General features: G+C 68.0%; 15 protein-coding genes and 2 pseudogenes. 7 read left to right on the forward strand and 10 right to left on the reverse strand.

What is annotated here, in order from left to right:
- Window positions 1–29: 29 nt before the first annotated feature.
- The gene (locus OG870_RS00115; RefSeq protein ID WP_266593377.1) at window positions 30–257 is read right to left on the reverse strand and encodes a hypothetical protein; all 228 of its coding nucleotides are present in this window, start codon (window positions 255–257) and stop codon (window positions 30–32) included.
- Window positions 258–552: 295 nt separating this feature from the next.
- Window positions 553–1,371: pseudogene (locus OG870_RS00120) on the reverse strand (ISAs1 family transposase); the annotation flags it as partial.
- Window positions 1,372–1,504: 133 nt separating this feature from the next.
- Between OG870_RS00120 and OG870_RS00125 the strand changes: the two are divergent.
- Entirely contained in the window at window positions 1,505–2,050 is a 546-nt protein-coding gene (locus OG870_RS00125) for a hypothetical protein (RefSeq protein ID WP_266593375.1), read from the forward strand.
- A gap of 731 nt (window positions 2,051–2,781) precedes the next feature.
- Here the strand turns inward: OG870_RS00125 and OG870_RS00130 are convergent.
- Window positions 2,782–3,753: a glycoside hydrolase family 16 protein gene (locus OG870_RS00130; RefSeq protein ID WP_323179505.1), complete on the reverse strand. Its 972-nt coding sequence runs from the start codon at window positions 3,751–3,753 to the stop codon at window positions 2,782–2,784.
- A gap of 1,229 nt (window positions 3,754–4,982) precedes the next feature.
- Here OG870_RS00130 and OG870_RS00135 point away from each other — a divergent pair.
- From OG870_RS00135 to OG870_RS00145, 3 genes are all read left to right on the forward strand, one after another.
- Window positions 4,983–5,891 (forward strand): glycoside hydrolase family 16 protein, encoded by a 909-nt coding sequence (locus OG870_RS00135; RefSeq protein ID WP_405622981.1) that lies wholly within the window; start codon window positions 4,983–4,985, stop codon window positions 5,889–5,891.
- A 135-nt stretch (window positions 5,892–6,026) separates the two neighbouring features.
- Complete coding sequence (locus tag OG870_RS00140; protein ID WP_266593373.1) at window positions 6,027–7,478, forward strand: cellulose-binding domain-containing protein; 1,452 nt, start codon at window positions 6,027–6,029, stop codon at window positions 7,476–7,478.
- 933 nt (window positions 7,479–8,411) lie between these two features.
- A complete protein-coding gene (locus OG870_RS00145; RefSeq protein WP_266593367.1) occupies window positions 8,412–9,845 on the forward strand; it encodes a Tat pathway signal sequence domain protein in 1,434 nt (477 codons plus the stop codon).
- 117 nt (window positions 9,846–9,962) lie between these two features.
- Here the strand turns inward: OG870_RS00145 and OG870_RS00150 are convergent, their stop codons facing one another.
- The 7 genes and pseudogenes from OG870_RS00150 to OG870_RS00180 all read right to left on the reverse strand — a co-directional run bounded on the left by OG870_RS00150 (window position 9,963) and on the right by OG870_RS00180 (window position 16,543).
- Entirely contained in the window at window positions 9,963–10,226 is a 264-nt protein-coding gene (locus OG870_RS00150; protein WP_266593359.1) for a hypothetical protein, read from the reverse strand.
- Between the two features lie 1,166 nt (window positions 10,227–11,392).
- A pseudogene (locus OG870_RS47960) lies at window positions 11,393–11,609 on the reverse strand (IS701 family transposase); the annotation flags it as partial.
- A 52-nt stretch (window positions 11,610–11,661) separates the two neighbouring features.
- A complete protein-coding gene (locus tag OG870_RS00160; protein ID WP_266593355.1) occupies window positions 11,662–12,489 on the reverse strand; it encodes a hypothetical protein in 828 nt (275 codons plus the stop codon).
- A complete protein-coding gene (locus tag OG870_RS00165; RefSeq protein WP_266593353.1) occupies window positions 12,480–13,028 on the reverse strand; it encodes an RNA polymerase sigma factor in 549 nt (182 codons plus the stop codon). The genes OG870_RS00160 and OG870_RS00165 overlap by 10 nt, the downstream gene beginning before the upstream one ends.
- A gap of 55 nt (window positions 13,029–13,083) precedes the next feature.
- The gene (locus tag OG870_RS00170) at window positions 13,084–13,578 is read right to left on the reverse strand and encodes a YcxB family protein (RefSeq protein WP_266593351.1); all 495 of its coding nucleotides are present in this window, start codon (window positions 13,576–13,578) and stop codon (window positions 13,084–13,086) included.
- A 363-nt stretch (window positions 13,579–13,941) separates the two neighbouring features.
- Window positions 13,942–14,985, reverse strand: a complete 1,044-nt coding sequence (locus OG870_RS00175) for a helix-turn-helix domain-containing protein (protein ID WP_266593349.1) — start codon at window positions 14,983–14,985, stop codon at window positions 13,942–13,944.
- A 973-nt stretch (window positions 14,986–15,958) separates the two neighbouring features.
- Complete coding sequence (locus OG870_RS00180) at window positions 15,959–16,543, reverse strand: hypothetical protein (protein ID WP_266593347.1); 585 nt, start codon at window positions 16,541–16,543, stop codon at window positions 15,959–15,961.
- Between the two features lie 340 nt (window positions 16,544–16,883).
- On the opposite strand from OG870_RS00180, the gene OG870_RS00185 reads away from it, so the two are divergent.
- From OG870_RS00185 to OG870_RS00195, 3 genes are all read left to right on the forward strand, one after another.
- Window positions 16,884–17,549, forward strand: coding sequence for a LuxR C-terminal-related transcriptional regulator (locus tag OG870_RS00185; RefSeq protein ID WP_266593345.1), 666 nt, complete (start codon window positions 16,884–16,886; stop codon window positions 17,547–17,549).
- Entirely contained in the window at window positions 17,546–18,784 is a 1,239-nt protein-coding gene (locus OG870_RS00190; RefSeq protein WP_266593343.1) for a sensor histidine kinase, read from the forward strand. Before OG870_RS00185 ends, OG870_RS00190 begins: the two co-directional genes overlap by 4 nt.
- Window positions 18,785–19,121: 337 nt before the next feature.
- The gene (locus OG870_RS00195; protein ID WP_327690529.1) at window positions 19,122–19,949 is read left to right on the forward strand and encodes a CHAP domain-containing protein; all 828 of its coding nucleotides are present in this window, start codon (window positions 19,122–19,124) and stop codon (window positions 19,947–19,949) included.
- The last annotated feature ends 527 nt before the right edge of the window (window positions 19,950–20,476 follow it).

Consider the following 20,476-nt stretch of genomic DNA (forward strand, 5'->3'; position numbering starts at 1 on the left):
ATTCCACCGTGTGGCGCAAACTCACGCCGCTACCAGGCCGAAAGTTCAAGTGCCACCCCATTACGGCGAACGAGAAGGCGGTGTTGCCGCAGATGGAACCGCTTGCCGAAGTCGGCCGGAATTGGCTCGTACGTCAGCCAGAGGGGCGCGATCAGTTTCGCCATATTGCGTCCATCGGGCCGAGCGCTGCAATTCTTGCAGAAGCTGGCCACGCTTACCTTGTATGCGGGCGCCACGCCCTTGGCGATGCGCGCCATGTGTCGGCCATCGTCACGTGCCCCGTGCCGCCCGTCCCGGTCGCCCCACCAAGCGACTGCCAACTGAATCGGTTCTCCAACCAGCCCGCGATTGCACGCGGCAGCTGCGCCCAACCTGTGGCACGGGCTGGGAGATCGACCTGCATACGAAGATGCTGCGTACTCCTCCCGTCACGTCCGGTGCCGGCGGATTCGGACGGCGAGCGGTCATCTTCAACCCGAAGCACGGCGCTTGACTCCTACTACCGGCCTACGACAACCCCAGGGGCCCGGCGTTCTCCCCTGGATGTCCGGTTCATGGTGATCTTGTGATGCCGTAGAGGGTGAGGACTCGTTGCCGGTCGGTGTGGGTGCGTCGTGCGGCGGCGATGTTGACGTGCCCGGCCAGTTTGAGGGCGCCTCGGATCAGGTCGCGGACGGCGGCCAGGACAGCGGGGGTGTTGTGGGCCCTGACCTGGGACTTGTCCTCGTTGAAGGTGACATCCCGGCACCAGTGGACGGTATTTTCCACGGTCCAGTGCCCGCGAGCCCAGGAAGCGATCTCGGCGGCGGTGGCCTGCTCGGCGGGCAGGTCGGTGATCGCGTAGACGGTCTCGGTGGACCACCGTTTCACTCCGGCCTTGCGGCGCTTGCGCGTGATCCGCAGGACCTGGCGGGCGTGCGGGAACAGCAGGCCGTTGACGGTGACGATCTGGACGTGGCGTTGTTCGTGGCGTCCGTGCGCGTCCTGCGAGTCGTGGTCGTCGCGGTGGATGACCGGGATGTCCTTCCAGGGCAAGCCGGCCAACTGCGCGGCGAGCTTCCGCTGGTTGGCCTTGATCGTGAACAGATAGCGAGCGCCGCGTTGTTCGACCAGGTAGTGGGCGTGGGCGCGTTGTGCGTGCAGGGCGTCCACAGTGATCACGGCCCCGGTCAGGTCGGTGTCGTCGATCTGGTCCAGGAGCGGGGCGAACTCCGGAATTTCGTTGGTCTTCGCGCCGATTTCACGGCTGGCCAGGGTGATGCCGTCGCCGTGACGGACGGCAGACAGGACGAAGACACAGCTGCCGCCGAGCTCGAGCGCCGTCACCGTGCGCGGGCCCGCACGGAGGACTGGATCCGCAGCCGCCCGTGCCACCGGCCTGCGCAACCATCCCCTGCACCCGCACAGAAAAGGTGGGGCTGGAGATCATGCCGATCGCCGATAAGGGCGGCGCCGAGTCGACGGTGTCCGGCCAGGACCCGCGGGATGGCCGAGGGCGAGCGCCATGCCGCAGGCTCGAGGAACTGTAAGGGCCGCTCATGGCAGGGCCCTCACGCGCCCGTCGTCGGGCAGGGCGGGAGTCGAGGTAGGCCCGGGCAGCCCGGCCGAGGACCGCCTCGGCGATCAGTACGCCAACGCGGTCCTCGGAATGGTCGAGTTGCTCGGCCGCGTACCGGCAGTGCAAGCAGCCGGCGATGTGGCGCTGGAGATCGGGCACCAGGTGGGTGCCACCGCGCTGGACGGACACGTCCAGCAGCCGGCTGAAGCGCAGACAGCTCTCGTAGGCGGCGAGGTCGCGGTGCGCGGCAACGCACGCCGCACGGAAGCGCACCCGGGAGGACTCGAGTTGAGCCGCGGCCGTCATCGGGGTGAGACCGAGGAGGGTGGCCGGGACCGCGGGCCCCTCCGCCTCGACCTCGGCGTGCCACAGAAGGCAGCGCGCCGGTTCAGGCAGGCGCTGGAAGGCCTGGTGGACCAGGCGGCGGTTTTCCGGCGTGGACGGGCGGGCCACGGATGGCTCGTCACGACCACGGAGTGCTGGATGCAGTGACGTCTGGCGCCTTGCGTCGTCGGCCCACTCCGCAGCAATGCGGTCGACGGTGACGAGCAGTTCGGGACGCCAGACGGCCATGGGCCCACGCCACCGAAGCGCGCCGACGAAGAGCCGGGTGAACGCAGCCGCCGAGAGGATGCCCGCGGCCTGATCGGACACCGTGCACAACTCGGCGTATTCGACGACTGGTTGCCAGTGACGAGCCAGCAGCTCCTCGAAGGACCAGTGTGCCGGCTGGTTTCCCGAAGGTTTTCTCACCTCCCTCGTCAGCTCCTCGTCCGAAAGGTCGCGCTGATGACCAGCGTGGGAAGACTTCGGATGGGGTGCATCCATACCGAGCGTTTCCTTTCCCCGTTTTGTCACGCGCGGTGTCCACGACGCGGACGTTGCCGTGCGTTCCTGTCGGTGCCGGCTGCTGCACGACCTTCCAGAAAGTGGCCGTTGCGTCCGCGAGGAGCGTGGATGGCTCGTATTCCTGCCATGCTCCGGCCAAGTTCCTGGCGGTTGCAGCCACGCCCAGGAATGGGAGGGTTCACTAAACGGTCAGCCGCAGTGTCGGGCCGGTGGAAACATCGGACCGTGAGGGGCGAACAACGCTGAGGGTTAATCGGGTCGACGATTATCAAGAGGCAATTGCCGCGCTTGGTTGTCGTGCGTGCGCTTCATGCGCAGGAAAATCCCGAGGTGAAACGGCCCCGCGGGCGCGGGGTGATCAGTTCGTCTGGCTGTTACTTGGCGGCGGTGCCGGCGGTGCTGTCCGAGCTGTATACGGCGACGTAGTCCACGAGCATGGACTTGCCGGACTCGGTGGTGGAGGTGGGCGTGGTGGCTGCGGCGGCCGCGTCGGGGAAGGCGCCGCCCATGGCCAGGTTCAGCAGCAGGAAATGCGCATGTCCCGTGGCGGCGTCCCAGGTGTTCGCGTCCACTTGGGAGGAGTTGACGGAGTGGTACTGCACGCCGTCGACGTACCAGCGTAGTTCCTGCGGGGAGGTGCTGCGGTCCCACTCGAGGGCGTAGGTGTGGAAGTTGCCCGCGCAGGCCGTGTCGGGGCAGTCGCGGCTGGCGCCGATGCCGGTGTTCTCGTTGCAGGGGCCGCCGGGGCTGGTGCCGCAGTGGAGGGTGCCGGAGACCTTGTTGGCGCCGTTGGCGTTCTCCATGATGTCGAACTCGCCGATGCCCGGCCAGTTCGTGTAGGTCCCGCGGAAGGGAGCGCCCAGGGTCCAGAAGGCGGGCCAGTAGCCCTGTGCCGCGTCGCCGGTGACGTCGGGGACCTGGATGCGGGCCTCGATGCGGAGTTTGCCGCCGGCCGGCGGTTCGAAGTCGCTCCGCTGGGTCTCGATCCGGGCCGAGGTCCAGTTGCCGGCATCGTCCTTGATCGGGGTGATCTTCAGGTTGCCGTCGCCGTCCTGCTGCAGGTTGGCCGGGTCGGAGGTGTAGGTCTGGGTCTCGCCGGTGCCCCAGTTGGCCGCGCCGCCGGGGTAACTGGTCCCGGTGTCGATGATCCAGTTGTTACTGGAGGGGAGGGTCCCGGCTGCGCCGGAGAAGCCGTCGCTCCAGATGAGGCTCATGCCGCCTGGCGTTGACGGCTCGTCGGCGCTGGCGAGGCCGTACAGACCGCCGCCGAGGAGGGCCAGACCGCTCAGGGCACCCAGCGCCGTCTTGAGCAGTCGATGGGAAGTTCGTGCGTGCTTGCGGTGCATCAGGAGATGACCTCCACAAGAAGGGAACAGGAGGTGGTAGCGGATTCAACAGAAGTCCGTGTCCGTCACTGTGGCCTCTTGTTACGACGACGTCAACACTTATGGATGAGAGCGCTCCCAAAAACACAATGTGTTCAGTTCGTGAAGCTAAGTTGAACAGCTGTCAGGTCCAAGGGCCTTTTCGCAACCGACTCGGCCGGACGATGTGAGTCGCTCCGGGTCTGGCTCCACAGCTCCCGGAGCGGTTCCGATGACGTAGGTGCGTTGCGTATTGCGCCTGGATAACCGTGCTCTCGGGCCAGGCGCCAGAGGATGAGGGTGCCTCTTTGGAAGGCGCTGGATCTCGGCCCAAGTGGCCTGTATATCCGGGAGGTTGACGAATTCGCCAGCCTGCACACCCTTGCGGAGGATGTCGGCCACGGCGGAGAAAACGGCTGCGCTGAAGGCAGTCGGCCGAGTGCCGCGGGGCGGGAGCCGTGCGGCACCGCTTGCGGAGGCTCCCGCCCCGCATCGTCGTGCGCCTGCGGTCCAACCGGGGCACAGTCACTGAGCTGGAGTGCCAAGTATTCGTCCCCCACGGTGGCGAGCCGTACGCACTTGCCCTGGACGGGGAACCCACCCACTTCTCCGGCGGCCACCGCTTCACTTTCACTCCGGATGCCGGCGCGCCGGTGCCGTGCGCCGAACAAGGCGGCGAAGCAGGGCCGAGGCACGCGGACGCGCGGACCCTGCCCGAGATCAACGGAATGCGTCCCCGGCCGTACCTACCTGTCAGCGCCTGCCCGATCGACCATGTGCCAAGGTAGACGCTTCTCATCGCCTGTGCTCCTTCAGCCGTGCGTGCTGGTCGTGAAGGGGCGGCGGACCTTCACCCGGCCGCCAGGGGGTGGCAGTTGGCGCCCCGGGAGGGGCGTAGCCAAAGGTGTCGGCGTGCCATCAGCAGGGACGACGTCGGCCGGGGGGAGGCCCTTGCGGCAGCACCGGAAGACACCTGCCTCCCTCTTCGTATACCTCTGGCCTGCGTTCGGATCCTGGCCGGAGTCAGCTTGAGAGCGTTTTCAAGCACAGGCCTTGACCGTCCGGGTCGGCGAACGCCAGAGTGGCGGGGACGAATTTCCGCCAACCCGTTGGTGGCCGGATCTCGCCGCATTCCCACGTTCCTTCCGCGCGGAGGCCACCCGTCCATGCCCAACAAGCACATCAGGAAGTCTCGTGGCCGATGCGTGGCCGTGATCGGATCTCTGGCCGGTCTGGCCCTGCTCGGCTTCGGACTGTACGGCTCCGCCAACGCCTCCGAGCCGAATCCGCCCAGCGGCTGGCACCGGGTGTGGAGCGACGACTTCTCCGGTCCGGCGGGAGCTCTGCCTTCCAGCAGCGACTGGATCATCGACAGCGGCACCAGCTACCCCGGCGGCCCTGCCAACTGGGGCACCGACGAGGTCGAGACATACACATGGAACACGGGCAACCTCCAGGAGGACGGCCAGGGCAATCTGGTGATCACCCCGATCAAGCTCTGGGACGGCCGGTGGACATCAGCCCGCATAGAGACCCGCCGCAGCGACTTCCAGCCGCCGCTCGGGGGCAAGCTGCGCATCGAGGCCCGCATCCAGCTGCCGAACGTCACGGGCGAGGCCGCCCAGGGCTACTGGCCCGCCTTCTGGGCTCTGGGCGCCTCCGTGCGCGACAACCCCCACAACTGGCCGAGCGGGGGTGAGTTCGACGTGATGGAGAACGTCAACGGCCTGAACAAGGTGTTCGGCACCCTCCACTGCGGCATCGATCCCGGCGGCCCGTGCAACGAGACCAGCGGCCTCGGCGCGGGCCACGCCTGCCCGAACACGGCCTGCGCCGGCAACTTCCACACCTACAGCTTCGAGTGGGACCGCGCCACCAGCCCCCAGCAGCTGCGCTGGTACCTCGACGGCGTGCTCTACCACGTCGTGACCTCCGACCAGATGGATGCCGCCACCTGGAACGCGGCGACCAACCACGGCGACTTCATCCTGCTGAACCTCGCCATGGGCGGCAGCTTCCCCAACCAGCTTTCCGGCGGCGCGGCCACCCCCACCTCCGGCACCGTCTCAGGCACCCCCATGAAGGTGGACTACGTGTCTGTCTCCAGCGCCACCGGCTGACACCGGCTGCGCCACCTCGCAGGCAGCCGCCTGGCCAGGTCCCCCCGGCCCGCAGCCGTTGAGGCCTGTTCCCCTCGAGGGGCATACCTCACCCGTACGAGCGACATCCCCGTAACACCGTGGGGAGATTTCGGAATGAGCACTTTCATGGCCGACCAGTCGTTGCATCCGACGCCGCCGCAGATGTCCGCACCCGAGGCGAAGATTGAAGGAGCACTGCTGGAGGATTACCGGGAAGCGGTCCTCTGCTACGCCCGCCTGTGCACGACCGGTCTCGCGGAGGCCGAGCAACTGGCGGACGAGGCGTTCTCGCTGGCTGCCGAATGGCGGCGCCAGGGCGAGCAACTGCCGTGGCTGCCCCTGCTGCTCATGGCGGTGCTCGAGACGGCGGACGGGTGGCTGACGCAGGGGCGGATCGAGTGGCTCAGCACGGAGCTGAGCGGCTGGCTGTGCGAGCGGTCGGCACAGCAGTCCCGCGCCCCGGAACAGCCGCTGGCGCTGCAGGCGTTGCAGCGGATGGCGCCGGCGGACGCGGAGCTGCTCTGGGTGGCGCTGGTCGAGGGCCTGAATGTCCGCAGTGACGCCAGAGCCGGCACGTGGGCGCCGAACAGGGAGCGGGAGGTCGCCCGGGTCAAAGCCGCATTCCGTCAGCGCTGCCTGTGGGTGCGTGCGGTGGAGGTGGTGGACTCGGACGGCCAGTGCCGTGGCTACGTGGGACTGCTGGAGGCGGTGACGCGGTCGCCGCACGAGCGGTCTCCGGGCGACCTGCAGCAGCATCTGGCAGGTTGCGCGCGGTGCGCCGAGACCGCTGTGTGCCTGCGGGTGTCCGACGACCTGCCCGGCGTGCTGGTCACGGCTGTCCTGGGCTGGGGCGGGGAAGCGTACCTGGACCGACGCAAGATCGCGGCGAGGCGGCAGCGGGGCGGGCGGGCGGCCATGGAGCGGCGGCGCAGGGCAGCGGGGTGGCAGGCCTCCCTGCGGGGACGGCCGGCCTGGGCGGGCGCCGCAGTCCTGCTGGCCGCGATCGGGATGGTCAGCGTCCTCAGCAGCCTGCCGTGGGAATCGACGCCCGGGTCGGACCAGGGGGCGGCAGGGGACCGCGGGGCGGGCCCGGCCACCAGCGCCGTCGCACCACAGGCACCCCCCATCGGACGCCCGACTGCGTCGGCGACACACGCCGGCACTTCCGCGTCGTACACCGCTTCAGCCGCTCCCATGCCCGTCACGAGCGGCGTGTCGCCGTCACTTTCGGCCGGCTCGACGATGGAACCGGACGCCTACTGCACGGCGAGCTACACGTTGGTGAAACAGTGGCCCGGCGGCTTCCAGGCCGAAGTCCGGATCACGCCGCGGGCAACGATGACCGACTGGAGGGTCCAGTGGACGTATGGGGACGGCCAGCGCGTGACGCAGATGTGGAACGGAGAATTCACGCAAAACGGCTATATGGTCCTGATCACCCCCGCCGAGTACGACGGCACCGTCGCGGCCGGCAACACCCTCCCGCTGGGCTACCAAGGCACCTCGAACTCCTACAACTCGGCGCCCGAGTACATCACCGTCGACGGTCACGCCTGTCAGAGCTGAGCGGCGATGACGGTGTGACGGCACCGAGCGCGGCCAACCCGGCCGCCGCCGGGCGGCAGTGCCGGCGCGACCCAGGGAGCCGTCCGGTACTGGCTTCTCGCGCCGCGCAGGGCCCGCGACGGGGGACGGCGCAGCGCGGCGCTCGTGGCGCCTCGGCAACCATCTCCCCATGGCGAGGCGCCCCTTCACGCTGCCGACCGCTCATCGGAGGCAGGGGGCGGCCGTAACCTCGTGCCACCCCTCGTGCTGTGCGATGCGGTGGAAGTCCCGGGTGGGCACGGGCAGATTCGAAAAGGCCGTCGCCTGCATCGGTGAGAGCGCTCTCCTCTTTGCTCGGCCGCTTGAATGGCGTCCCGCCGGATGAGATAAGCGATCACGGAATCGAGCTCGTGCGTCAGGCGGCCGAGCACATGCTGGCAGGAGCTGATCGAGGTGGAGCTCAGCAGCCGGGATCGGGGCTGAGTGGAACGAGCACACCGCCACCCGCACCAGCTACCGCAACGGCCACCGCGACGATGTGGAGCACTTCGACGGGTCCGGCATCCGCGTCAGCTCCTCGCTCCACTGGGTGCACGTCGCCTGCACCACCCACCTGACCTGGTACAAGGCCCACACCCAACGCGGCAAGGCCGGCATGGCGGATGCCGGAGTTACTGCCGCACTTCACCGGCACCACCGTCACCCCGGATCGCGACCTGGATCACCGACTTCTACGACACACGCCGCCTGCACACGATGTGTGGCTTCGAGAGCCCGATCGACTACGAACACGACGCTGGGCCGACCCGGCAAGGGGTTGGCTGCATAGGAAGGTCTCCACGACTCGACGGGATTGACAAGGCACTCCTTGACCGGACCTGCCCAGGACAGCACAATGTGCCCACTCTTGAGAGCGTTCTCAAGTAGGTACGACACGGATCCCGAGGAGTCCCCATGGCTGGTGTGGCACATCAACGCGAGGAGCACGGCATTCCTGCAGAGAGACGAGCCCGGGCCATCACCCGTCGGGCGCTCATCGGTGCCAGCACCGCCGCAGCCGCCCTGACCGTGTTCGGCAGTGGCATGGCTCGCGCCGCAACCGGCCCAACTCCCGCCGCTGAGACGGGAGATGCCCGGATGCGCGGCTACGCCTTCCTCGACGCCGCCATGGACGGCTACCCCGACCACGGCAGCATCCGCCTGGCCCAGAGCTACACCGATCAGGCCGGACTCTTCAGCACCGCGTTCACCTACGACAACGCCCTCACGATCCTGGCCTACCTCGCTTGCCCGGGCGCCGGCGCCCGGGCCAGAGCCGTAGCCCTCGGTGACGCGCTGCTGTACGCACAGGCCCACGACCCGCAGTACGCGGACGGCAGGCTTCGGCAGGCGTACAACGTGGGGCCGTACGTCTTCTACGACGGTTCAGCGCAGCCTGACGGGTTTGTCCGCACGGACGGCACCGTGAACGTCGGCACTCAGTTCGGCTTCACCGGTACGGCTGTTGGTGACATGGCGTGGGCGGGTATCGCGCTGGCCGCGCTGGCCGGCTGTACGAAGGCGGGCCGCTTCCTCGCAGGTGCCGTACGGATCGGCGAATGGGTCGAGGCGCACACCCGCACCGATGAGCCGCTCGGCGGCTACAAGTTCGGGGTCGACGGCGCCGACAAGAAGCTGCCCTTCACCTCCACCGAACACAACATCGACCTGACCTGCCTCTTCGGGCGTCTCGCCCGGCTCACCGGCAACGGCGTCTGGCTGGAGCGACGGGCCCGCGCAGAGGCGTTCCTCGCCAAGATGTGGGACGCGTCCGGCGGGTTCTTCTACACCGGCACCAACGACGGCGTCACCATCAACACCTCCCCGATCCCCGAGGACACCCAGACCTGGAGCTATCTCTCGCTCCACGACCGCCGCCGCGCCAGGTCGGTGGACTGGGCGGCGGGCAATCTCGCGGTGCTGGACACCGTCGACCGGCCCAATAGCACGGTTCCCGCCCGCGAGTCGTACGAAGGCGTCACCTTCAGTTCAGCCTCCCTCGTGGCGAACGAGGACGCACCGATCGCACCGTTCCAGCCCAAACCCGACCGCAGCGGTGTGTGGTTCGAGGGCACCGCCCACCTCGCCCTGGCCCTGCGCGAGCGCGGCGCGGCCGGCGACGAACGGCGCGCCGCTCGCCTCATCGCCTCCATCGAGCGGGCCCAGGACCGGCTCGGCGCGGGTCAGACCGTGGGCAGCAAGGCCCTTCCCGAGCGGTCGGGTGTGGTGTCCGCCAGCAGTCCCCTGGACACAGGTTTCGGCTTCGGCTACTACCCCTACCGGCACACCGGCGCCACGGCCTGGTACCTGCTCGCCGCAGTCCGCGCCAACCCGTTGCGCGGGCACTGAGCGTCCCGAAACCTCGCACGACCCCGGCTGATCGGGCGGTTGACCGCCAGATCAGCCGGATCGGAATGACCACGAGAGCCCTCGCGTCGGCGAACACCCCGTCAGGCAGTCCGCCGTTCAGCCTCCGCGGCAGCCCAGCAAGGAGTCACCGACCACCGCACGCACGCTCTCCCCGGCAAGCTCCAGGCGGTTCAGGTCCCGCACCGCAGAGACGATGTGGGTCGAGTCGGTGCGCTGCCTGCCCTCCGCTGCGACCACAGACACTGCTCCGTCAGCCTCCAGCAGCAGGTCCAGGACCCTCTCCTCCAGGTGGTGCTCAACCACCCGGGTGCGGAACTGGGACAGCACGATGAAGTCGAAGCCGGTGTCGGTCAGCTCCAAACCCGGATGATGCCCCGCCGAGTGGTGTAGCCGCGAGCGCGGCGAAGGTGCAGGTCGCGCGTGCCGCCTCCCGCCCGGCGCCGGCAGCCGCCTGACTCTTCGTCAGCTCGGGCCCTCGGCGGCCCGTGGGGCGACCTCGCTAAGGGCTGTCCTACCTTTCACGCGTGGGTCTGATCCGGTCGTTCGTAGGATCGGAGGGCCCGGCGGGCTCCGGGTACGGCTGTAAAGGCTGAGCCGCTGGATGGCTTACGGGACTTGGCCGCCCGGGGCCCCGCGACGACTCGACCGACAATTGGGAGACGCGACTCGATCGCTGCTGTAGGACAACGTCGGCGAGGTCGTCTGCGGGATCGGTGTACGAAGAGCTGGCGGAGGTGACCGTGGCCGAGATTTGGGCCGGGGTGGACATCGGAATGAGGTTCCCCATGGGCTGAGGAGGCGTGTTGGGCAGCGCGGTGGTGCTGGAGGAGAAGTGGCCGGTCCTTGGCCGGCATGAGCGAGCGGCCGAGTGGCTGCGGGTGTGGACGGATCTGGGAAGGGCCCCGCGGACGATCGACGCCTACGCGCTGGGCCTGGCCGAGTACCTGCTGATCTGCGAGCGGGACGACGTCGACCCGGTGACGGCGGGCAGGCTGCACGTGGCCGCGTTCGTGAAGGACCTGTCCACGCGTCCGAGCCGCCGGGGAGCGAACGTGGTCGTGCTGGACTCTGGGGCTGGTCTGGCGAACGCGACGCTGCAGCAGCGGCTGGTGCCGGTGCGGTTGTTCTACGACTACCTGATCGAGGAGGGGCTACGGGAGTCGAACCCGGTCGGCCGCGGCCGCTACACGCCGGGCCGGAAGTTCGGTAGCCACGAGCGGGGCCTGGTGCCCCACCTGGTGAAGCTGCCGTGGATCCCCAGCGAACAGCAGTGGCTTGATCTGCTGGACGTCGTGCGCGAGGAGCCGGTGCAGAACCGGGTGATGCTCGCCCTGCCTACGACGCCGCTCTGCGCCCGCGAGGAGCTCTGCTCGCTGCGGACCGAGGACGTCGATCCGGCTCATTGGACGCTTCGGATCAGGGCGGAGACGACGAAGACCCGTCGCGAGCGCGTGGTCCCGCCTAAAGTTGGCGCCCAGCCACATCGGCAGTGTCGCCGTCATCATCAAAACGAACGTCGGACACCACTCGGACAGGAAGAGCTGCAGCCGCTGCACTCCCAACATCCCGCGCCGGTCACCGGCTCCGCCCCGGCCAGGCAGGTGATCGTCTCGTTCCGCTCCCGTGGCGCCGGCAGGTCAGATACTCACGTCGCTGTGCCGGGCTGAAGAACAGGTCGTCGAACGGGGCCGCGTACTCCTCCAACGCCCCCAGCGCGGGCGGATACGGACGGCGAGCAGTCATCTACGACCAAGCCAACCTGCCGTCAACCCACACCACTGCCAGATGTAACGAACTACCGGTAAGAAGTGTGGATGGAACAGTAACCGGGGTTGAACAGCACCACGGTGCCGGCCCGGGCATCGAGGTAGTACCAGACGCCGGTGTCGCTGCGGCTGCTGCGCTGGTCGTCGACTCGCCAGCGGTCCAGGCCGGTCTCCCGCAGGCTGCTCTGCGCCGCGGCGTGCACGGAGGCGTAGGACGCGCAGGGGGCATACGGTTTGCGGCGGGACGCCGCGCCTAGGCGGGTGTCGATTCGGTGCTGCAACTGGCTGACCTGGAGGAGGGTTGCCCCCGCGTAGATCGGGCCGTCCGGAGGTCGTACCAGGCCCAGGACCCCGCAGGCCTGTGCGTCGGTCATGTCGGCGGGGCGCGGGTAGACGGTGATCAAGCCGCTGCTGGCCTCTGCGACGCAGGCCACCAGATGCGCAGGGGCGCTCCGGGGCGACATGCCGCCCGTGGACCGTTGCCCGACGGACTTGGGCCATTGGGCACGGCAGGCTTCTTCCGGCGTGGCCGCGTCGCCGAGGTCGGTGACGAACCCGGGTGAATGGAAGAACGAGAAGTCGGTGGCGCACAGGATCGAGGTGACCGGCGCGGGGGGAGCGGGTTTACGGGCGACGACGGCAAGCGCGGCCGTGCCGCCGACGACTGCGAGAGTCGAGGCCAGGATGGCGACCCGCCAGGTCGGCCGCCTGCGTTTGCCCCCCGGCCGGTCGAGCGCGTGCTGGGCACTGTCGAGGATGTGCTCCAGGCCGGTTTGCTTCCTTCCCGCATCGGAAATGACGCTGCGGGCGGGGTCGGCGTCCTGCATCAGGGTCCGCACCTGCTCAGTCATGCGCATCGGGCATCTCCCTTCACTACGGCGTTGGCCAGATCAGACGTGTGTTCCGCGTCCTGCTGAGACAGGGCCTGTTGAAGTCGCCTGCGTGCGCGGTGCAAACGCACCGCGCACGCCGCGGCCGTACAGCCGAGCACCTTCGCGGCGTCGCGCACGGACAGCCCCTCCCATCCGATCAACGCGAGAAGTTCCCGGTCCGCCTCGCTCAGTCCCTGCCAGGCCCGGTGCACCCGGTGACGGGCAGTCACCTGCTCGGCGACATCCCGGGACACAAGAACCGCATCCGCCATTGGGCCGGGCAGCTCCTCGCTCCTGTTCTGCTCGCGCAGATGGTTCGCCACGACCTTCCGGGCCACCCCGTACAGCCACGGAAGCGGCTGCTGCGCAGGCACCTCTCCCATCCGCCGCCAGGCCACCATGAACACCTCGGCTGTGACATCGGCTGCCGCGTCGGCGCCTGTTCGCCGCCAGGCGTAGCGCAGCACTCGGTCATAATGCTCGGCATACATCACCCGGAACTGATCCGGATCCGGTGTAGCCACAAGCTCTCCTTCCCTGGGCCCCCACACCCTCTCTATGTCGGCGAGGGGCGGATCCTTACAGGCGTGAGCGAGTCGATGCGACGGCCGCCACCAGAAATCCCTTCCTCTCGGCGAACGCCAGGAACTCAGCCCTCTGCTGATCGGTGAACGCCTCCTTGGGCAGGATGAGGGCCTGATGTGTGGACAGCTTCAGCAACCACGCGTCGCGATGGTCGACAACACGTTGGACAGCTGCCCACCGCCAGTTGCTGCTCCGGTCGGGAAGTGACAATCGGAGGCTGTCCTCCGTCAGTTCGGCGGTCATGCGGCTTCGCCGGATGTACCGCACTCCCAGCCTTGCTCTCCATTCGAGAACCAGCCCGAGGATCACGGGTGTCGAGATCATCAAGGCGATCGAGAAGACGCCGTGCAGCCCACCCGTCACGGAGACGATGAGCACGTCTCCGACAACCGACACACAGGCGAGTTTCAAGAACAAGGGCCGCACCAGGTAGCGCGAGATCCGCAGCGTACGCCGCGGATCCGGCTCAATGACGAGTGTGATGTCCAAGCGGTCCTCCCGCGGAAGCCCGAGAATGTCCGAAGAGCTGACGAACCGGCCCCAGTGTTCGGCGGCCTCAGTCAGGCCGGGCTCCGTCCGCGTCCGCCTGGAGCAGGGCCCACGGAGCGGCTGCCGGGCTTCCCCTGACGAGGGAGCAATCCGGGCTCGTCCCAGTGGCCGGCTGACTCTTAGGAGATTCGGTTTTCAGCGTGCTCAATCGATCCCCACCAGGGTCGGCAGGGCGGAGGCCGACGAACGGTGCAGCGACTCTCGCTGATACCGCTCCGACTCTGTCACGGCAGGGATCGACTGCCTTTGTCGCTTACTGACAGATGTTTGAACATGCGCGCCTGGCCGTTCAAGAAGCGGTGATCACGCGTGGTCGGCGCACTGGCAGGTGTGGCCGGCAGCCGCCGCTCCCCAGGCCGGGCTGACACCATCGGGCTGGCCAGCGACGTGGTGCAGTGCGCGCCAGGTACCGGGTGTGATGCCGTAAGCCGCCTTGAACGCCCTGGACAGGTGGGCGCCATCGGCGAAGCACCACCGTCGGGCGATCGCGCCGATGGGCTGACCGGCCAGGCTGGGTGTGGTCAGATCGCGGCGGCAGCGCTCCAGGCGGCGTTGCCGGATCCAGCCCGCCACGGTGAGCCCGTGCTGCTCGAACAGCCGGTGCAGGGTCCGGGCACCGATGTGGTGGGCGGCGGCGATCGTGGCCGGGGACAGGTCGGCATCGCCGAGCCGATGGTCGACGAATGCCTGGATCCGGACCATCAGCAGGCGCCGCTCGGCGTCGCGGGTCGGCTCACCCGGAGCGTCCGAGACGTGGGCCACGAGCAGACTGACCAGGTCCGTGAGGACCCCGGACAGTTGTACCGCCTCCGCAGGGGAATAGTGCTCCGTGTCATCGGCCATCCGGGTGACTGTCGCCCTGAGCAGCGAGGGGATGCCGACTTCTCCGGTGATCCGTACCGCGGTCACACGTGCGGCCCTGTCCGGTGGGACGGGAACGAGGCTTCGCGGCAAATCCACCATCAGCAACCGAGCGGGACCGGCCTCGACGCCGCGCCAGCCTCGCAGCGGCCGAGAGGTGTCATACAAGGCCATGTCCCCAGAACCCAGGGTGGCTTCGCGTCCGCCCTGGCGCACTCCGGTGTGTCCGCGCAGGCCGAGGAGCAGGCGATAGCCCTCCGGATCGGACTGCCGAATCAGACGGGGACCTCGTCGCACCTCCATGGAGATCGGGCCCAGAGCGGTGAAATCCGTGACGGCGATGGCGCCGAAGGAGGTCATACGCACTCTCGCGGCGAAGTCGGCGGTGTCGCTGCGCACGTCGATGGGCTCGGGCACGTGACGGGTGGCCTCCCGGAAGTAGGCGAAACGTTCCTCGGGCGGAAGATGCTCGGTGGTCAGCAACACGTGCAGTACTCCTGGAGAGACAACGCCGGGCGAGCACCGTGGCCTTCGCCGCACCGTTGACAGCGTCACGGGCTCACGGCACTTCAGGTGGTCGCCTCCACAAGAGGAAACCGGGAGAAGCAGCGGCGATCCACGGACGCCGCCTCAGTCACCCCGATCCCTGCGGTGGAGGCGTCACCTCATTATTGCTGAGAGCGCTCCCAAAGGGACGAACAAGCACAGCGCCAAGACGTTCCGTCGAGCATCGGGCTGGGGCACCGGACGCCCGACCTCCCCGCTGTCGCTTCTTCGCGCTCCGTGCTGCACCCGGTGACCCTCGGCGCGGACCTGCGCGAGCGCGGGATCGGACTGCACGTCATCGAGCAGGGCATCGACACGTCCACCATGGAGGGAACCACGAGCGGTGCGACGTCGGGACGGGTTTGCCGCCCCGGCCAACGGAGCCTCCTGGGCCACGGCAACCGACGGACACGGCTTCGCTTCTGCAGCGGACACGAGACAACAGGGCCCTGTCCTGACCGGACACCGGCAGCAGCTGTGGATCGGGCACGCCCACCGCAACGACCCGCCAGCAGCTCCGCTGCCACTCGAACCCTACGAGGGTGACGGGCAGACCACCGGATCAATCAATCGAACCCCGTTGACGAGTCGAGGCCCACAACGGAATTCGTCAGAGAGGCGGGTAAGTCCAAGGCATCGCCCAGCAGTCGGCTGTGACACCACTCATTCGCCCCAGCAGGCCAGGCAAGCATCTTCAAACACATGGCAGCGAGCGACAAGCCCGGCCGTCCTCCGGGGTGACATGGTTAGGTGCGGCGCCGACGAGAGGCGCTGCGCTGCCGCTCCTCACCGCTGCTGAGCGCCGTGAACTACGGCGTTTCTCGGCGTGCCGCCATTCTGCAGATCAAGGCCAGGTGAGGCCGCGACAGATTCCGACCGCTACGAGCAACGGGGAGACCCACATGCCACTGAGTCAGAGGTTGACCTTGCCCTCGAAACCACCGAGGTCGTTGTCGTAGTACCAGTTGGGGCCCGTGTAGCTGGAAAGCGGCAAGTCGTTCCAAAGGTCGGAGTCGTAGGCCAGGAAGAACTCCACCGATCTGGTGAGGCAGTTGTCGGTGCCGGCGTCGTAAGGCCGCGAGTACGCCGACTTGACCTCATCCTTGGCAGCGGTCACCGAGCTGTGGCCGGTGTTCCTGCAACGGTAGGTGTCGTAATACCCCTTGCCGCCCTGGGCCCTGAAGGTGTCCAGCATGGTCTTCCAGTTGCTCTCCTTCTGCCAGTTGTGGCTGGGGTCCTCGGTCGCGCCATAGATCCAGTCGTCGGCCCCGCCGACCCGGAATGCCCAACCGACGTGACCGGCGATCCAGGCGCCTTCCGTAGCGTTGAACATGCAGACGCGACCGGCGCCCACCGCCGTCGCGGGGTCCGCTGCGGCCAGCGTGACGCCGCCGACCACGACGGCGACTGCTGCAGTCAGCGAAGACAGCCGGCGTATGGTGTTGCGGCCGATGCCGCTCGCCTTCCCACGACGTGCAGTTGCGCGATGCGGTCTCATGGTTTGATCTCCTTGTCATCGAGGTGGCGCTCGCTGGCTCTGTCCGGCGAGGCGCCGCCGCCCTCGCGAGGCCCGGCGCATGTGCCGGGCGCTTGCCGCTTATGCGTGGCGTGGCGTGGAAACGCTAGGCCGAGGGCGACGACCCTGATAGCCGGACAATGGGACTACTCGGCTGTGGTGCAAATACGTGACTCGCTCGGTGCAACCCGAAGATCAGACAGTGCGTTCACCGAGGCACATGGAATCAGTTGTGCCCGTCACCGCTTGCGGAGAAGATGTGGACGCTGATCGAACAATGTCGGAATCAAGCCCCCAGGGCTACGGGCGATGCTGGAGTGACATGATCGATGTGGCGATCATCGATGACCATCCCATTGCCAGATGCGGCGTTGAACACGCTCTCTCCGCCCGGCCCAACGTACGGGTCACCCAGTCGATCGGCTCACCCGATGAGCTGGACACCGGCGCGTCCCCGCCGGACGTACTGCTGCTGGACCTGTACCTGAACGTGGACACGCCCTCGCTGCCCGCGGTGGCGGAACTATCCGCGTGGACCAAGGTTCTGGTGATGTCCGCCTCAGGCCGGCCGCGAGACGTCGTGGGAGCCATCCAGGCCGGTGCCCGGGGGTACCTGACCAAGCACTCCAGCATCGAGATGTTCGCGCAGGCCGTGGAGACCGTCGCAGCCGGCGGATTCGCGATGTCCTCCGAACTCGCCGACGTGATCCACAGCGAGCTCGGCGCCGGCCCGGACGCCCGTTCCCGTCACGGTGCGTCGGACGGCGGTGCCGATGCCCCGCAGCTGTCGGCGCGTGAGGAGGAAGCCCTGGCCTACATCGCCCGGGGCTTCACGCACGCCCAGACCGCCACCCGCATGGGCATCAGCAAGGCGACCGTGGACACCTACGTCGAACGCATCCGCCGTAAGCTGCAGTTGGGCAACAAGGCCGAGCTGACCCGCGCCGCCCTGCAACGCCAGGGCAAGCAGACCGCAGGAACGGAGTGACCCTGACCCGCGTGCGGACCAACCAGTCAGCGCAGTCCGTGAAGGTGCCCGAGGCGACCGCGGCACAGCGCAGCGAGCGCATGCTCACGCTCACTGCCGTACTCTTCCGCGCGACCGGGATCCTCCAGGTCCTGATCACCGTCCTGTCCCACAGCGCCCAGTACGCGCGCCCCGGGTGGGTCCTGACCGTCGCCCTGACCGTCTGCCTGGAAAGCGTGCTGCTGAGCGTCTACTGGCTGCGTCGCCGAAAGATCACGCCGGTCACGATGAGCGCCGACATCGCTCTGTGCGTCGCGGCCCTCGCCGCCAACGCGGCACTCACTGATACGCAGGATGCCCTGACCTGGGCGTACTTCATGTACGGCTTCACCATCCTGACCAGCATCGGAATCGGCGTCGCCTACCTCCGGTACGTTGCCGTCCTCGCCGCGACCACCGCGCTGGCCGCCGGATACGTCCTCTCGTCCTTGTTCTTCGGCTTGGAGCGCCCCTGGAACGCTCTTCCCGACACCATCAGTTACTTCGCCGACACCTCGGTCACCTGGATCGTCGCGCGTGAACTGCGCCGTTCCGCCGGTGAACTGGACACCACGCGTGCCAAAGCCGTCGCCGACGCGGCCGCGTTGGCCACCGAACGCGAGCGCCTCCGGCACGCCAGGGCCCTGCACGACCGGGTGCTGCAGACCATGGAGACACTGGCTCGCGGTCACTGGATCGCCGACGACCGGCTGCGCGCCCAGGTCGCCGGCGAGGCCACATGGCTGCGCGCCCTGGTCCGCGGTGACCCGATCGACCACGAACATGACCTGCTCACCGCTCTACAGGCAGTGGTGTGCCGCAAGACTGAACACGGCCTCGACGTCCAGCTCGTCGACGGCTCCTTGCGGCAGCAGGATGCCGTCCGCGCCGGTCTGGCAGCCGCATCGGTCGCCGCTCTGTCCGGCGCGGTCGAGGAAGCACTGACCAACGTCGCCAAGCACGCCGGCGTCGACAGGGCCGTACTCCACGCAGCCGCCACCCCTACGCAGGTGACCATCAGCATCGTGGACCATGGGCGCGGCTTCGACCCCGCTCACCAACCCGTCGGGTGGGGCCTGCCCCAGTCCATCCGCCGCCGGCTCCTGGAAATCGGCGGCCACGTTCACCTGGAATCCGCCCCAGGCGCGGGAACGAGCGTGGAACTGACCCTGGACATCACGAACCAGGGCAACGACCAGAGCCTGCCGACCAGTTGAGGTTTCCGGGGCCTGTGAAGCCCGGTGCGTCCCAAGCGCACTTCGGCGCCAGATGGCGATGACTCAGCTGCCGCGGCTGTGCTGTGGGTCGTAACACCTACACGCGGGAGTGGCACAAACAGTGGGCATGACCCGTCCCACTGAAGTGCAGCACGCTGTGCCAGCCGGGCATTGGCTCCGGTCTCCCGCCCCTCTCACGTGGCTGGCCACTGGCCGTGCCGCGGGAGGACTTCGCGCTCGGGAAGGGACAGCAATGCCTGTTGTTGCGCATCAGCACACCCGGCGACACGGTGTTCTCGCGTTGGGTACCGCGGTACTCCTCGCCACAGCGGCGGTCATGACGGCTGGCGCTCCCGCCTTGGCGGCCACCGGGTCCTCCGCCACCGCTCACGCCGCGCCCACGTCGACCCTGACAGCCGGTCACCAGTTGACGGCGGGGCAGTCACTCACCGTCGCCTCAGGGGAATACCGCCTGACGATGCAGGGCGACGGGAACCTGGTGGAGTACACCCTCGACAATGTACCGCTCTGGTCCAGCCGCACGGCGGGCAACGCCGGCGCACGCGCCGACATGCAGGGCGACGGGAATCTGGTCGTCTACAGCAGCGCCAACAAAGCCCTGTGGGCGTCGAACACCAACGCTCACGCCGGCGCTTATCTGACCCTTCAGAGTGACGGGAATACCGTCGTCTACAGCAACACCAACAAACCCTTGTGGGCCGCGGGCACCAACATCGTTGTCGGCGGCAGCAACGACTACCCGTACGCCAACAGCAGCATCGATGTCAGCGACGGAGCGGGCTTCCTGACCAGAGAGTGCACTTCGTTCGTCGCCTGGCGGATACGCCACAACCTCAAGATCGCAGACTTCAGCAATGGCTGGCACGGCGGCTGGTTCGGCCACGCCGGAACCTGGGTGGCGAACGCGCGCAACCTCGGCCTGGTCGTCAACAGCACGCCCGCGGTGAACAGCGTCGCCGTCCTGCCGGCGGGAGTCGATGGTGCAGGCTCCATGGGCCATGTTGGCTTCGTGCTGGGCGTGGGCAACGGCACGGTCGACGTGGAGGACTACAACTACGCCGACAGCTACGACGGTTACCGGTACTACTCATACAGCCGGCATACCATCGCCACCGCCGGGCTGTCGTTCATCCACTTCCGCTGATCCGCATGCCTGCGGCGTCCTCTGGGATGCCGCAGGCACCGGCCGCGTTGACCGCAATGTGACACGACGTGCTGCCCGACTAGCGCCTCATGTGGCCGCTTACCCGCCTGGCCGCTCTGTCCGCGATCACGCTGTACCGGTGGTAACGCTGCCTGCGCTTCGCCGCGGGACGTCGCGGGCTCGCCGCCTTGGTCCCTCCTGCACGAAGGAATGTTCTGCCTGTCGGCCCTGCCGTTCGAAGACTCTCGTCGAACTCGATCGGGGGGTGTCAGGCTCTCGCCTTCTGGCGCGTGCACCCACGCTCCCAGCACTTGGCCCATGCACGGCGGTCCCGGGTCATGCAACCTCCCGGAAGCAAACGGAGTATTCCAAAGCGGAGAGGCGCCGCTCCCATCTGCCCGTCTACAGAAGGAGAACTGTGTCCGCGACAAGGATCAAGAAGCTCGCGACCACGGTCGCTGCGGGTGTCGCGGCGGTAGGCATCACTGCTGCCGCTGCGGCCGCCTCCGACGCCTCTCATCGCTCCA

It is taken from the genome of Streptomyces sp. NBC_00461 (assembly GCF_036013935.1).
Taxonomy (GTDB): Bacteria; Actinomycetota; Actinomycetes; order Streptomycetales; family Streptomycetaceae; genus Streptomyces.